The following is a 16,200-nucleotide window of genomic DNA, read 5'->3' as shown; positions in this document are numbered from 1 at the left end:
AAAAAGGTACATGAAAGAAATACTTACTCACAACATAGAGGTAATACAAAAGTCCAATGATTTTCAAGTTGACATAACCCTACTTGAAGAACAAAACGGAGTTACTATATATAATATTAATTTTTCATCTGAAACAGAATTCCAACCGCAAAAAGTAACTTTCAAATGGAAAATTCCTGTTATTAATGTAAAGGGTGTTTGGAAACCTACAACAGATTTTGCAAAAAGAATCATGGATGATTGGGAGCTAGATCATATGGAATCAAGAATTTCTGTAGACTCACCGGTAATTTCTTTATTTGGTCATGATGACGGTAACATCATTACTTTTGCCTGCTCTGATGCTATAAATACCAAAAAGTTAAATGCATTATATAGAGAAGAAGATAATTGTATTTATTGTCATATTTCATTTTTTACAGAAAGATATCATGAAATTACGGACTATAACGCACAACTAAGAATTGATCAAAGTCATCAACATTTTTCGGAATCTTTAAAAAATGTAGGAAAATGGTGGGAGAGTTTTGAAAATCTCACTCCAGCAATTGTTCCTGATTTAGCAAAAGTTCCGGTTTATTCTACCTGGTACCAATTCCATCAAAAACTCGATGAAGATGATCTCATTAAAGAATGTAAAATTGCTTCTACATTAGGATATGAGTTAATAATACTAGACGATGGTTGGCAAACTAATGATGAAAACAGAGGGTATGATTATACAGGTGATTGGTATCCCGAGAGAATTCCCGAAATGAAAAACTTTGTCAGCAGAATTCATACTACAGGAATGAAATTAGCCTTATGGTATTCTGTTCCTTTCTGCGGTAAAAAATCAAAAGCATATAAAAAATTTAAAGGTAAATTCCTTACAGAAGAACATCGTTGGGCTCCTGTATTTGACCCTAGGTATCCCGAAGTAAGGCAATATCTAGTAAGCTTATATGTAGATGCATTAGAAGCATGGGGAATTGATGGTTTTAAACTAGATTTCATCGATGAATTTAAAGTATATCCCAGTACCAAACTAACTAAAGAAGAAGGAAGGGATTACTCCTCAGTGAATCTTGCGGTAGATCGATTAATGACAGATATCATGAGTTCCTTACATGCCATCAATCCAGAAGTTGTTATCGAATTTCGTCAAAAATATACAGGTCCGGCTATGCGCAAATACGGTAACATGTTCAGAGCATTTGACTGTCCGGGTGATTCTGTTATGAATAGAGTACGTATTACTGATATTAAGATGCTTTGTGGCGAAACTGCTGTACACAGTGATATGTTTACTTATCACGAGCAAGAACCTTTAGAAATAAAAGCATTACAATTGGTGAATACTTTATTTGGAGTCCCACAGCTTTCTATTTTACTCCAAAAAGCGACATCAGATGAGTTATCAATGATTGATTTTTACACCCATTATTGGAGAAATCATTCCGATGTTTTCTTAAAAGGAAAATTTACACCACAAAAACCTTTAGCAAACTATTCATTACTTAAATCCTCTTTAGGGGAACATACAATTATTGGGTTATTTGATAATTACATAATTGATTTTGAAGAAAAAACAAACAGAATCGATATCATAAATGGTCAACTAAATACGAAGGTTATACTAACTAGTAACCAAAATTATGGAGCATACCATTGTGTTACCTACGATTGTACCGGAAAAAAAGTACAGGAATGCGATATAATGATTCTTATAGGTGCTATTCAGATAAAAGTCCCTGCTTGCGGATTAATCATATTAGAAAAGAACACTGAAACTGGAAATGTACTATTTTAAAAATAATCTGTAAAAGTGATCATATCTCATATAAAAAATAATACAAACGATTACATTTTTTTTAATTATCATTTATCTTTTTCATTACTTAAATAATTTAGATATTTATAATAAATTGACGAATATCTAAAACATCTACTATCTTTTTAAGATAATTATAGAAAATCAATGACTAAATAAAGCATATAAAAATAAAGTCAAATATCCTCTGATGAATAAAAAATATATTATTGCTTTTGACCAAGGAACCACAAGTACCAGAGCCATCATTTTTGACAATAAAGGTACTATTCGTGGTATTGCTCAGAAAGAATTAACCCAACATTATCCTAAATCAGGATGGGTAGAACATGATCCTATTGAGATTTTCAGGCATCAACAAGAAGTATTTGAAGAAGTATTATCTGAATCCAAAATAAGTACGGATGAGATTGCAGGAGTAGGCATTACCAATCAAAGGGAAACTACCGTAGTTTGGGACAAAACAACAGGAAAGCCTATTTACAACGCCATCGTATGGCTAGATAAGAGAACATCGAAAATTTGTAAAAATCTTAAATCTATTGGTCTAGAAGATTATATATCTAAAAATACAGGCTTAGTAATTGACTCTTATTTTTCCGGAACAAAATTAAAATGGATACTAGATAATGTAGAAGGTGCCAGAGAAAAAGCTGAAAGAGGAGATTTATTATTTGGCACAATAGATACCTGGCTGATTTGGAAATTTACTAATGGAGCTAAACATGTCACGGATCATTCTAATGTGTCTAGAACGATGCTTTATAATATTATACGATTAGAATGGGATGAAACTATGCTGAATGCTTTAAATGTCCCAAGGAACATGCTCCCTGAAGTTCAGCATTCTTCATCCGATTTTGGAAATATTTCTTACCAAGGAAAAGAAATTCCGATATATGGTGTTGCTGGAGATCAACAAGCTTCATTATTTGGACAAGGCGGATACAAATCGGGAATTGCTAAAAACACATATGGAACTGGCTGTTTTTTATTGTTAAATACAGGAAAAAAAGCGTATCAATCTAAGAATGGCTTACTAACTACTTTGTGCTGCAGTCTTCCAGAAGACAATATAAAATACGCATTAGAAGGAAGCGTTTTTGTTGGAGGTGCTTCTGTGCAATGGTTACGTGATAAATTACAAGTAATTACAAAAGCCTCAGAAACCGAAGAAATCTGTAAATCTACTCCATCTTCAGAAGGGTTATACGTAGTACCCGCATTTGCAGGTTTAGGAGCTCCTTATTGGGATATGAATGCGAAAGGAGCTATTTACGGACTGACACTGGATTCAGGAAAAAATGAAATCATAAAAGCCACCGTAGATGCCTTAGCCTATCAAACTAGGGATGTGTTAGACGCAATGATAGAAGATAGTGGCAAACTTATGAAAGAACTTAAAGTAGATGGTGGAGCATCTAATAACAGCTATTTAATGCAATTTCAGGCAGACATTCTAAATGTAGAAGTAGATCGGCCTGCAATGTTAGAAGTAACAGCACTTGGTGCTGCATTCCTGGCAGGGATAAAAGCTGGGGTTTGGACAAAAAAGGATATTTCAAAAATTAGAATTGTAGATACCAAGTTTAAACCCCAGATTACAGAACATGAGCGAAACAGAAAATACAGTGGATGGAAAGAAGCGGTAGAACGCACAAAGTCTTCTAATGCCAAAATGCTCTCTGCTAAAGAGGAAGGTCCCATTCGATTTTCTATTCTTGATCGACATATACAATTACAAAAAGCTCAGACAACTAAATATGACCTTATTATTATTGGTGGAGGAGTCACAGGAGCAGGAATTGCTTTGGACGCGGCTTCTAGAGGACTAAAAGTCTGTTTAGTAGAAAAAAACGACTTTGCTTCTGGAACCAGTAACAAATCGACAAAGCTTATTCACGGTGGATTACGATATCTTAAACAAATGGAAATTGCACTTGTAAAAGAATCCGGAAGCGAACGGGCTACTGTTCATAAACTTGCCCCTCATCTGGTAGTACCAGAAAAGATGTTGTTACCATTGATAGAAGGAGGAACCTATGGAAAAATGATGACAGCCATAGGGTTAAAAGTGTATGATTTCTTGGCAAATGTAGAAGGAGATGATAAGCGAAAAATGCTAAGTATAGAGGAAACGGTCACCAAAGAACCATTATTAAATAAAAATGGGCTTACTGGGGGAGGTTATTACGCGGAGTACCGAACTGATGACGCAAGGCTTACTGTTGAGCTTCTGAAAAAAGCAGCCTCTTATGGAGCCAATATCATCAATTATTGTGAAATGACAACTTTTAACTATGATGATGAAGGAAAGATCAAAAGCTTAGAATGTTTAGATCATAATTCACAAAAAAGATTTATTATCAAAGCGCGAAATTACGTTTCGGCAGCCGGTCCTTGGGTAGATTTATTACGAGAAAAGGATCATTCTATGAATAACAAACACTTACATCTTACTAAAGGAGTGCACATTGTTTTTTCCAGAGAACAGTTTCCGCTTACACAATCCGTATACTTCGATGTACCAGATGGAAGAATGATTTTTGCTATTCCAAGAGGTCGAGCAACATACGTTGGAACTACTGACACCAACTACAAAGCTAACCTAAATCGTGTAGTAGCTACACAGGAAGATGCTCAATATTTATTAGATGCAGTAAATAATATGTTTCCAACCGTACAACTTACTATAGATGACATAGAATCCAATTGGGCTGGACTCAGACCACTTATCCATGAAGATGGCAAAGACCCTTCAGAATTATCGAGAAAGGATGAAATTTTTGTTTCTAAAACAGGGTTAATTTCGATTGCTGGAGGAAAACTTACTGGGTACCGAAAAATGGCGCAACGTACGATTGATACAGTTCTGAAAACAATGAGTTCTAAGAAAAGAGAGCAGTTTTCAAAATCGTTTACTCAAAATATTCCTCTTACAAGTGATCCTCTTAAAGATACCGAAGAAGTAGAGAAATATCTTCTGGAAATCAATCAACAATTAAAAGAACTAAACGTACAGGATGAATACTACGGATGGTATCTAGCCACCACATACGGTAAACAGGCAAATACTATCATAAATAAAGTAGGTTATTTTTTAAATGATTCAATCGAAGAAAAATTAATTCGGTCAGAAGTATGGTATGGAGTACATCATGAGATGATTAATGGTTTGGCTGATTTTTTTGTACGACGAACCGGAAGATTATACTTTGGTATCGATAGTGTTCGTCAATATCGATCTATGGTACAAGAAGATCTTATAAAATATTTAGAATGGGATGAACAACGTCTAGAAAACGAAAATAAATATTTGGATTTATTATTGCAAGATGCATCCACATATTATGAACATGAAATCGCTTAAAATTAAAACAGTAAATCACTAGATTTTCTAAATTCATTTAACATATAACACAAATGGGAATATTTTCTTTTATTGGATTTACATTACTTGTAGCAATATATGCTTGGTGGAAAACCAGGAGCACTGACGAAAAATCAGCTGACGGTTACTATCTAGGAGGTAGGAGTCTTGGCGCCATAACCATTGCAGGTTCATTATTACTTACAAACTTATCAGCAGAACAGATTGTGGGACTTAATGGGCAGGCTTTTACAGAAGGAGTCTTAGTGATGGCATGGGAGACATTAGCTGCTATTGCTATGGTACTAACAGCTATTTGGCTACTTCCGAAATACATGAAAGGTGGTATTACTACAATTCCGGAGTTTATAGAAAAACGTTTTGACGAAAATACAAAAGCAATATTATCTGTTTTATTTCTGGTAGCGTTTAGTATCGTGCTACTACCTACAATTCTCTATTCTGGTTCACTAGCCTTTAGTACAATGTTTGACCTACCAGTATTATTAGGCTGGTCTAAATCTTCTACTATTTGGCTTTGTGTATGGAGCATCGGACTTATAGGGGTCATATATGCTATTTTCGGAGGATTAAAAGCGGTTGCAGTATCAGATCTTATAAACGCTATCGGATTATTAATAGGAGGACTGTTAATTCCTTACTTTGGATTAAAGTTAGTTGGTGATGGAAATATGATGGATGGTATCAATACCCTATGGACAGAAAATCAAGATAAGTTTAATGTTACCGGAGGAGTTACTTCATCTATTCCCGTAGGAACGATCTTTACAGGAATGATGATAGCGCAGATGTACTATTGGGGAACTAATCAATCTATTTTACAGCGCGTTTTTGGTGCAAAAAGTTTAAAAGAAGGGCAAAAAGGAATGATGCTTGCTGCCTTTGTAAAATTCCTTATCCCTATAATAGTTGTACTACCGGGTATTATAGCTTGGAATGTATTTAACGGAAACCTAGATTCTGCAGATCAAGCATATCCAGAGCTTGTTCGTAAAGTACTCCCTCCTGCATTACTTGGTTTTTTTGCAGCTGTTCTTTTTGGTGCTGTTTTAAGTTCGTTTAATAGTTTATTGAATAGTAGTGCGACACTTTTCGGATTCGATCTCTATAAAAAATTCTTTAAACCTGATGCGAGCGATCTTCAAACGGTAAAAGCGGGAAAATTATTTGGACTTATCGTTGCCCTGATTTCTATGACAATCGCACCATTCATTGCTAATGCTCCGGAAGGATTATTTTCCTATATTCAGCAGGCACTAGGAAGCTTAAGTGTTCCTATTTTAGCAGTAGTTATCGTTGGGATACTTACAAAAAAGGTTCCTGCTCTTGGAGCTAAAGTAGTATTAATTGCTGGAGTTCTTATGTATCTTGTAAGCTTACTTATCATAGGACCTCATTTTACAAATGAAGCATTATCTGAAGCAGCTTCTAATGGCATTACAGATCCGGATCAATTAGCTATCATCAAAGCTCAAGCATATCCACATTTTTTGCACATTATGGGGATTTTATTTGTAATTAATGTAACCATTATGATTATTATTGGGATGCTTAAACCAAAAACAGATATCTATACACCTACTACAACAGACGTAATAGATACAACACCTTGGAAATATGCTTTCATAGTTGGCGCTATTATTACAGTCTTAGTCATTAGTACTTACTTGATTTTCTGATAACTATTAAAACTAAATCCAAATCTATTTTTCGTTATAACCAGTATTGTATTAACTTTACATTCTATTACAATAAAACTCTTGAAAACAAAAAGAATGAAAATATTAGTTACCGGTGGATTGGGATTTATCGGATCACATACAGTAGTAGAATTACAGACCGAAGGATATGATGTCGTTATTATCGATAACTGTTCTAACTCTTCTACTGATGTTCTAAAAGGAATTAAGGCAATTACAGGAAAGCTGCCAATTTTTGAAAACTTCGATCTTAGAGAAAAAGATAAGGTTCAGGATTTTTTTAAACGTCATACAGATATAGAAGGTGTTATTCATTTTGCAGCGTCTAAAGCTGTTGGTGAAAGTGTAGAAAACCCTTTATTATATTATGAGAATAATATCGGCGTACTGGTCTATATTCTTCAGGAGCTACAGAAAAAAGATGAAACCAGTTTTATATTCAGTTCTTCTTGTACTGTATATGGTCAAGCTGATGAATTACCTATTACCGAAAATGCCCCTGTAAAAATTGCAGAATCTCCTTATGGAAATACAAAACAAATTGGTGAAGAAATCATAAAAGATATTTGCAAAGTAAAACCAAATCTGAATGCAATTGCATTGCGTTATTTTAATCCTATTGGCGCACACCCTTCTACAGAAATTGGTGAACTACCTATTGGAGTTCCTCAGAATTTAGTTCCGTTTATTACGCAGACAGGAATTGGACTTAGAGAACAACTCTCTGTTTTTGGGAATGACTATCCAACAGAAGATGGAACGTGTATTAGAGATTACATACACGTGGTTGATCTTGCCAAGGCTCATGTGATTGCCCTACAGCGTCTTCTAAATAAAAATAATACAGCTAACTATGAAGTATTTAACGTAGGCACGGGAACTGGTAGTTCTGTATTAGAAGTTATACATTCTTTTGAAAAAGTATCTCAGCAAAAATTGAATTATAAAATTGTAGACAGAAGAGAAGGGGATGTTATCTCGGCCTATGCCAATACAGACAAAGCTAATAAAGAACTTGAATGGAAAGCTAAAAGCACTTTGGATGAAGCACTATCTTCTGCTTGGAAATGGGAGCAAAAGGTGAGAGAAAAGAACTAGAACATCATATTATAACGATTACAATAAAGAAGACCTGAAGAACGTATGCTCTTCAGGTCTTTTTATATTTTGGAAAACTAGTTTTCTAGTAGAAATTAGCTCTTTTATCTTCTATTTCTGCAGCTTCCTTAAGTGCTTTGAACACTCTAGTATTAACTGCATTAGCTTGTGTCTTAGACTCCTGAGCTGCATAACTCATATACGTATCCAATCCACTTCCTGGTGTCTTCTTAGTAACTTCTACTACATACACTCCATTATTACCTACAATTGGCTCAGAAACTCCGCCAGTTTCTAAAGCAAATGCTGCTCCAACCACTTTCGGTTCTGTTCCAGCACCACTTATAGTAGGTGTCTTCATATTTAAAGCTGATGCTGTTTTCACTGTTTGAGATTGATTTTTAGCAATATCAGCTAACGCACTTCCAGCAATTTTCTTTTTAAGCATTTCTGCTTTTTTCTCTTTAATTAGAATTGGTTTTACAGAAGCCTTAGCATCTTCTACTTTTTGTATACCTTTAGAAGCTTTAGCAGTGAGCTGTACTACGGCATATCCATCAGTTACATCAAAACGTTTTACTTCTCCAATCTTAGTCTCTTCATTAAACGCCCATTGTACAATAGATCTCTGAGTTCCTAATCCAGGTATATTTTCCGCTAATTCACTAATCTTATTCACCGGACGAACAACATATTCACTTTCTTTAGCTTTCTCTGCAAAATCAGCATCTTTTGTAGCAATCTGAAATTTGGTAGTTTCCGTGAAAATAGTATTTATTGTCTTCTCACTAGCTTCAATTTCTTGAGCCACGGTAGCTACTTTTATAGCCTTCTGCTCATTTTTCTTGTCCTCGATAGTAATTACGTGATATCCAAAAGCAGTTTCTACAACTCCCATATCACCAACATTATTATCAACGATATAATCATTAAACGCAGGCACCATTCTTCCTGGAGAGAAATAACCTAAATCCCCACCTTTATCTTTATTAGAAGTATCAGCAGAAAAATCTTTAGCCAGTGTTAAAAATTGTGTTTTATCAGACTTAACAACAGTCAGTATACTATCTGCAAGTGTTTTAGCCTCTTCTTTTGTACGTTCTGTGTCGCCTGCTGTACCTAGTCCTTTCCAAGAAACAAGAATATGACTTGCTTTTAAAGAATCGTGTAATTGTGTCTGAGCAACAACCTTAGATATTTTTATGAATTTCCCATCTTTATAAGGTCCAAACACCTCACCTACTGGTACATTATATAATGTATCCGCTACAGTTGTTGGTAAATCTTTTTTAAACACAAAACGATCATCGTATTTTAAGGCAGAACTTTGATCTACATTTATAAATTCTTCAATATTTTCAGCAGTTTTGAACTCTGGAATAACTTTAGCAACATCTGCCGTTAATGCGTCTTCATCTTCTTGGCTTGGCTCTTCTTTAAAGAACACATATCTCATATTTCTTGAAGCCTCTGCTTTATACAACTCCGGATGTTTGTCCACATATGCCTGGATTTCTGCATCTGATACATTTACATCAGCATCTTCAATAGAAGAAAATGGAAGTTGAACATACTTGATATCAACTACATCATTTTCCATTTTATATGCTAACTCACCTTCTTTAAGTGTAACACCTACTCCTGCTTTAATCATATTAAGGTATGTTTGCTCTAAAGCTCCTTTACCTAAAGAAATTTTGTAATCTGTCCATTGCTGATAAGCAACAGGGTTTGACTTAATACTAGCTACATATTCTTGCATTTTTGCATTGTCAAATACACCTGCTTCATTCTGGAAAGTTGGATTATTAGCCAATCCCTCTCTTAATAAGTTATTTACTTCATCAGCACCGGCTCTAATTCCAAGCTCTTCAAACTGTCCGTCAAAAACTATTTGTCTAACTTCCTGATTCCAAACATAGTTTACAGTCTGAATATTAGATCCATTGGGTCCAAAATTTCTAGATGCTGCTTCAACTTTTTTTGCAAAATCAGTTCTATCGATTTCTTTCCCATTTATCGTAGCAATTGTGTTTGCTGCTTTTTGAGAAATCGCTCCTCCATTTCGAATCAAATCCGCCAATACAAATGAGAAAAGCGCTAATGCGATAATCACAATTAAGAAAACGGATCGTTGTCTGATTTTATTTAAAACTGCCATTATAAGTTTAATTTATTGAAATATAGTGGGCGAAAATACCATTTTATTAGAATATTACCAATTAAAGACAGAAAGTCTTTACAACTTTTTTTGCTTTTTATTTTTGAAGATATTCAGAAGTCTAAATTCATTGAAATTTCGACCATACAAAAACCACTATCTTGCTGATTCAAAACACAATACAAGATTTAAAATTAATTAGTCTAATACGTGATATTTTTCCAGAAATAACCGGTTATACCAAACAATAATTTTAACCTATACTCTAAAAACAATCCACAAACATAAATATCAATCTTCTGATAATATCTGTAGCTCTACAATCTCGATTTTGGTATTAGAAGTCTCAATAATATCGATTGTTACTGTATCTATTTTTACAATATCGCCTTGTTCTGGAATTTCCTCAGTGTGATTAACAATCATTCCGCCAAGCGTTTCATAATATTCACTTTCGGGAAGATTCAACTTATAGGTTTCATTAATATAATCTACTTCCAATCTAGCAGAAAAACGATAATGATTTTCTTTTAATCTTTCCTCTATAAGATCAATAGAATCGTGTTCATCTTCAATCTCACCGAAAAGCTCCTCTACAATATCCTCTACCGTAATAATCCCACTAGTTCCGCCATATTCATCAATAACTACAGCAATACTTTTGTGTTTTTTTGTCAAAAGATTAAGCACATCTTTCACATACATAGTTTCTGGCACAAAAACCACTGGAAGTAAAATAGATCTTATTGATTTTGGTTTTTTAAACAATTCAAAGGAATGTACATAGCCTATTATATCGTCAATAGTACCATTATACACTAGTACTTTGGACAAACCAGTATCAATAAAAAGCTGACTCACTTCTTCCAAAGACTGAGATTTTTCAATTGCAATAATCTCAGTACGCGGGATCATAACTTCACGAGATTTTACATCAGAAAAATCAAGTGCATTCTGAAAAATCTGAATCTCACTATCGATCTCATCATGCTCTTCAACCGTTTCCATTTGCTCGTTGATATAGTCTCCTAATTCAGTTTTCGTAAATGCCAACTGAACCTCATCTCCATCCGTCTTAAGAAATTTCTTTAACACAAAATCGGATATCCGAATAACAAAAAATGAAATAGGCCAAAAAACAACGTAAAAAACATAGGCGGGAAATGAAAAAAACTTCAGCAATGTGTTTGCATAAATTTGAAAAAATACTTTAGGAAGAAACTCTGCAGTAAGCAATATAACCAAAGTAGAGATGATCGTTTGCAGCAAAAGATTAACACTTCCGACCATATCTGGATAATAACCTTCAATAAAACCCATTAAGAGTTCGCCCATATAAAATCCATAGACAACCAAGGCAATATTATTACCCACCAACATAGTGGCAATAAACTTTGAGGGTTTTTTGGTTAGCCGAGACAGGATACCCGAAAGAAATCCATCCTGTTTTTTTTCTATTTCGATATGGATCTTATTGGAAGATATGTAAGCAATCTCCATTCCAGAAAAAAACGCGGAGAGAATAACAGAAAGTACAATTACGATAATTTGTAGTTCCATTAAGTATCCTTGTTATTGGCATCGAATCTTTTCCGGAAATTCCTTTTAAAGAAATACATAAAAATTGCTACCCCTGCAAAACACAAGTATAAAACACTTCTACTATCTTCCTTACCCCAATCCTCATACGCCTGGTATAAGAAAAAACACATAATCGCAAGGTATGCAAGTTCAAAAAATCTAAAAATTTTCATCATATAAAATTATTCCTCGATGAACATTATTCCTTCATTGACCCGAGAATTCAATATAGTAAAATCTTGATTAGCATCAAAACCATCTGCTTCGTTAACAGTACCATCAGGAAGAATACTTTTGTAAGGCTGATCCGTAAAAACCCAGTTTATACTCTGATCCCAGTAAAGTTGACGTGCTATAAGATGCGTACTATCTGCTGTCTTTATATCCACATTTCCTCTCATATCGATAAGCCCTGTTACTTTATAATAAATCGCATAGTCTGACTTAACTACGCTAATCTTACCATCTTTATCAATGATATCCAGAATAATACCATCCGGAAATTCTTGATACCCAAAATTCTTATTCGTATAATCTTTTACCTTTGGTGTTTTAAGTATCGCAGTAAGTCTACCTGAGTCTGTATATTTTAGATTCAGCTCGTAGCCTTCGGCCATTGGAGCATCTTCTGTTACAAGGTAGTTATTTGTATTTGATGTATTTGATTGACATGAAAAAAACAATGTCACAGCAAAGGCTGTGACAAAGTTTAGTAATATATATAAATTCTTTTTTCGCATTATAGCTTCGGTACTTTTACCGTTTCACCTATCCAACATCCTATTTTCACTGAAGTAATTCCAGGGTTATTAAAGATATCAGTTTTAGAAGGCGCTTTTGCCTTATAATTAGCAGCAGTTGCAGCAGCAGTCTTTTTAAGACTTGGATCTACCTTACCAGCTTTCCGTGCATATCGCTCTGCTAACCAATATACTGCTCTTTTACTAAACACATCAGTTCCACAACTATTAGCACTTTTAGCAATCATTGCTGCTATTCTAAGATACGCAGTTCCATACGAAGGCTTATTCGCTAATGCTTTCTTATAGTAAGATCTAGCTTTACTATAATTACCTTGTTTTTTCACTACTTCTCCAATTCTAAAGTACACTTTAGCTTTATCGCTAGCTTTTGTTTCTAACTGTGCCGATTGGTTGAAATATTCTAAGGCTTTAGATGTTTTCTTATCCTTAAGAGCTAATATTCCTAAATAGTAAGCTGATTTTGCTGATGGATCTGCTTTATGTAATGCTTCTACCAGCTTAAAGAATAATGGATCATCAGTACACTCTTTTGTAGACATTCTACCTGCCGCACCTTTTAACCAATTAATATCATCCTTTTTACCTTCGAACTGACCATTGTAAAGAGGTATTAAGTTTTTACAATCTGCTAATTCACCTAGCTTTTGATTAATTCCACCTTTTACTTTACTATAAGCTCTTAAGTTTATACCTGCATTTTTTAGGTTTCTTTTTTCTTTAGAACTTAAAGCAGCTCCTGATTCTTCTTTTTCAGAAAGCGTCGCAATTGTTTTTGCTTTTTTACTCTCTTCGTCTTCAATCTTTTCTGTGATATTATCGTATAAATCGAAAACATCCTGAAGTTCTTTCTTACCTGCCGCTTGCAAATCAACTAACAGAGAAAAATATGTATATAGTTTCTTAGGACGCTTAAAATTGTTTTTGTCGTCTGTATATGCTTTATGAAATTCTACAAACTGATTATCCGCAGTTCCTATCTTATTATCATACATAATCTGACCTATATCAGAATGCATGTCTCCTACTTTCGTTTTTGCGGGAAAATACTGAAAACGTTCTTTCCATAGCGCAATCAATTCATTTGCAAGAGTTGCTTTTTCAGCTCCAGTCGCTTTTTTATATTTGCTTTCTAGCAATTTTTTTCCAAACTGAAAAGTTGCAACACTGTGCGTAGGACATTCTTTTCTTACTTTCCATAAAGGCTCTTCTGCTGCCTCGTAATTCTTTACTTTAGCATGTTCATAGGCTATTGAAGCCGTAGTCGCACAGTCAGTAGCCTGAGCACTAACACTTGTAGCGCTTAAAACTAATCCTGCCGCTATTGTATGTAAAACTCTAGTATTCATAGCTGTATAATTGTAGTTAATTAAATTTCACTTTTCTAAACCATCTATCATTTAAAGATAGACCTAATGATATATTAAAAAATTCTTCTTTTACTAAACCAGCGTCTGTTGTTCCTCTTGTACCGAACTCAAAACCTATGTTAGCATTAGAAAATAATCTTCCGACTGGTAATCCTACTCCAAAAGATATGCCAAACTCATTAATAGACTGTCCATTGATGTTTAAACCTGTCTCTTCATACCTTACTCCTCCTCTATATACAATCCTATTAAGGTAGCTAGTAAGCGAATTATATTTTGGGATGTAATACCCTCCTAATTTTACTTTTGAAGCATTCTCAAATATTGCATTATCTGAAGCAAAAGATCTATTCTCAAAACTACTTGCATTAAGATAGATATACTCAGCTCCAATAAACCATTTTTTCGGCTCTCCAATTCCCGCTCCAACTTTTAACTCAGCTGGAAGGTCTAATTTTTGATCTTCTGTTTCTACTTCCGTCCTATTATTAACGATTTCTGCTCCGTTAGGTAATATTGTTACCGTTGCTAATTCTACAGAATTTTCAGAATTTAAATTAAATGAAGGAGTCGATACAATCGATGTGGTCAACTTTAATTTTTCTGAAATCATTTTATTATAAGCAATTCCAAAAGAAAGGCTGACACCTGATAGATCAGAATTATCAATTCTTCTACTTTCAAATTCAAAGTCCGTTCGTTTAATAGACTTGTTCTCTATATTACCAAAGTTATAATTAATATCCAAACCTACGCTTAAATTCTCGTTAACTTTGAACCCTGCCGCAACGAACACTCTATTCAATCCACCAGTTCCAAAGAACTGATTTTCAAACCCATCAGCATCAAAAGAATTCGTTTGATATCCAACAGAACTGATAGGAATAACTCCAAAACCAAAACCAAATTTACCTGCCGGAATACCAATGGCTAGATAATCCAATGATGCATTATCTTTATAAGAATCATCTCCTGCAGCATTGTCAAGATTCAATCCATTATAATTAGCACCTAATGTATAAGTTGTTAATGCCAATTCTCCATAAGATGCAGGGTTTTGAAGATTTAAGTGAATACTATCCGTAAGTATACCCAATCCCCCCATCGACCTATTTTCTACTGTTCCTTTAAACTTCTGCAGTCCTATTCCAAAAAAAGAATAGGGTGAAGAAGTGCCTTCCTGAGCATAAGATACGCTGGTAACTATTACCAGAATTACTACTAAAATCTTCTTTATCATTGACTATTATTAAAAGCTAAAATGTGATTTAGTCCCTCCAATAAAAAATTAGAGGTGGCAAATATGCTATTTTTTAATCTTTTAGACAAAAAATGTGCATCTCCTCCGGTTAAAATAACTGTTAAATTGGGGTAAGTGTTGCAATATTCTGCAATTGCCCCTTCAATTTCGTATAACACACCGTTCACAACTCCAGAGTGTATCGCTTCATTTGTAGTATCTCCGATATGGTTTTTTGGAGATTCAAGTTCTAATAAGGGTAATTTCGAAGTAAAACTATTTAAACTCGTATATCTTAATCTGAGACCAGGCGCGATGGCTCCACCTAAATATTCTTCTTTTTTATTTTTAAAATCATAAGTAATACACGTTCCTGCATCTATTATTAACGCGTCCTTTGCAGGGAACTGATGAACAGATGCAGCTACTAAAGCTAATCTATCTACACCCAACGTTGTTGGTGTAGCATATAAGTTTTTAAAAGGCATCATCAGGGTGTGATCCAAAACTGATACATCAAATAAGCTTTTGAGAAGAATAACATCTTCTTCCTTAATATTCGAAACAGAAGATAGTATACTCCGTTTTATTAATGGATAACCATTTCTAACCTTTTGTATTACGTTGTTAAAATTTTCTGACTTCAAGGTTTCTTTATGAATCATGGAAGTCTCTAGAAAAACGCCAATTTTTATAGAGGTATTACCGACATCAATAACCAGATTCATCTGTCCTTATTTAGTGTTTTTATAGAGGCAAGTACAATTCGTAATAATAATTTATTATTTACAACATTAAATATTACAGACCGTTACATACTTTAATTGTGAATTTGCAAAAGTACAAAACGATTTTTTTAAATTTTTCTTTTGAGGATTAAAAAAAGCGTTATATATTTGCATCCGCTTACAGCAAGGTGCCTTAGCTCAGTTGGTAGAGCAAAGGACTGAAAATCCTTGTGTCCCTGGTTCGATTCCTGGAGGCACCACCTTAAAAACCCGAACAAATGTTCGGGTTTTTTTATGCATTAAAAAAATGATTTTCAATTATTTGACTTTTAGCAAAGCTCTATTTCTAACTTCATT

10 protein-coding genes and 1 tRNA gene are annotated in these 16,200 nt (G+C 34.2%); 5 read left to right on the top strand and 6 right to left on the bottom strand.

Annotated features, from left to right (window positions below):
- Nucleotides 1-10: 10 nt before the first annotated feature.
- The 4 genes from D1818_RS17355 to galE all read left to right on the top strand — a co-directional run bounded on the left by D1818_RS17355 (nt 11) and on the right by galE (nt 8,002).
- Nucleotides 11-1,792 carry a glycoside hydrolase family 36 protein gene (locus tag D1818_RS17355; RefSeq protein WP_118460230.1) on the top strand — a complete coding sequence of 594 codons (1,782 nt, stop codon included), beginning with the start codon at nt 11-13 and terminating at the stop codon, nt 1,790-1,792.
- Between the two features lie 211 nt (nt 1,793-2,003).
- Complete coding sequence (gene glpK, locus D1818_RS17350; protein ID WP_118460229.1) at nt 2,004-5,183, top strand: glycerol kinase GlpK; 3,180 nt, start codon at nt 2,004-2,006, stop codon at nt 5,181-5,183.
- 53 nt (nt 5,184-5,236) lie between these two features.
- The gene (locus D1818_RS17345; protein ID WP_118460228.1) at nt 5,237-6,883 is read left to right on the top strand and encodes a solute:sodium symporter family transporter; all 1,647 of its coding nucleotides are present in this window, start codon (nt 5,237-5,239) and stop codon (nt 6,881-6,883) included.
- Between the two features lie 96 nt (nt 6,884-6,979).
- Complete coding sequence (gene galE / locus D1818_RS17340; RefSeq protein ID WP_118460227.1) at nt 6,980-8,002, top strand: UDP-glucose 4-epimerase GalE; 1,023 nt, start codon at nt 6,980-6,982, stop codon at nt 8,000-8,002.
- A gap of 85 nt (nt 8,003-8,087) precedes the next feature.
- On the opposite strand, the gene D1818_RS17335 is transcribed toward galE, so the two are convergent.
- The 6 genes from D1818_RS17335 to D1818_RS17305 form a co-directional block, all read right to left on the bottom strand.
- Entirely contained in the window at nt 8,088-10,163 is a 2,076-nt protein-coding gene (locus D1818_RS17335) for a peptidylprolyl isomerase (RefSeq protein WP_118460226.1), read from the bottom strand.
- 291 nt (nt 10,164-10,454) lie between these two features.
- Nucleotides 10,455-11,723 (bottom strand): hemolysin family protein, encoded by a 1,269-nt coding sequence (locus tag D1818_RS17330; RefSeq protein WP_118460225.1) that lies wholly within the window; start codon nt 11,721-11,723, stop codon nt 10,455-10,457.
- Nucleotides 11,724-11,926: 203 nt separating this feature from the next.
- Nucleotides 11,927-12,484, bottom strand: coding sequence for an LPS export ABC transporter periplasmic protein LptC (lptC, locus tag D1818_RS17320; RefSeq protein WP_118460223.1), 558 nt, complete (start codon nt 12,482-12,484; stop codon nt 11,927-11,929).
- Nucleotides 12,484-13,854 carry a M48 family metallopeptidase gene (locus tag D1818_RS17315; protein WP_118460222.1) on the bottom strand — a complete coding sequence of 457 codons (1,371 nt, stop codon included), beginning with the start codon at nt 13,852-13,854 and terminating at the stop codon, nt 12,484-12,486. The genes lptC and D1818_RS17315 overlap by 1 nt, the downstream gene beginning before the upstream one ends.
- Nucleotides 13,855-13,870: 16 nt before the next feature.
- Nucleotides 13,871-15,115 carry a hypothetical protein gene (locus D1818_RS17310; protein WP_118460221.1) on the bottom strand — a complete coding sequence of 415 codons (1,245 nt, stop codon included), beginning with the start codon at nt 15,113-15,115 and terminating at the stop codon, nt 13,871-13,873.
- Nucleotides 15,112-15,843 (bottom strand): type III pantothenate kinase, encoded by a 732-nt coding sequence (locus D1818_RS17305; protein ID WP_118460220.1) that lies wholly within the window; start codon nt 15,841-15,843, stop codon nt 15,112-15,114. Before D1818_RS17305 ends, D1818_RS17310 begins: the two co-directional genes overlap by 4 nt.
- 187 nt (nt 15,844-16,030) lie before the next feature.
- Here D1818_RS17305 and D1818_RS17300 point away from each other — a divergent pair.
- Nucleotides 16,031-16,103 (top strand) — tRNA-Phe (locus D1818_RS17300).
- The last annotated feature ends 97 nt before the right edge of the window (nt 16,104-16,200 follow it).

It is taken from the genome of Aquimarina sp. BL5, from assembly GCF_003443675.1.
GTDB lineage: Bacteria > Bacteroidota > Bacteroidia > Flavobacteriales > Flavobacteriaceae > Aquimarina.
The sequence above is the reverse complement of the archived record's forward strand: the minus strand, read 5'-3'. Positions and strand labels throughout refer to the sequence as shown.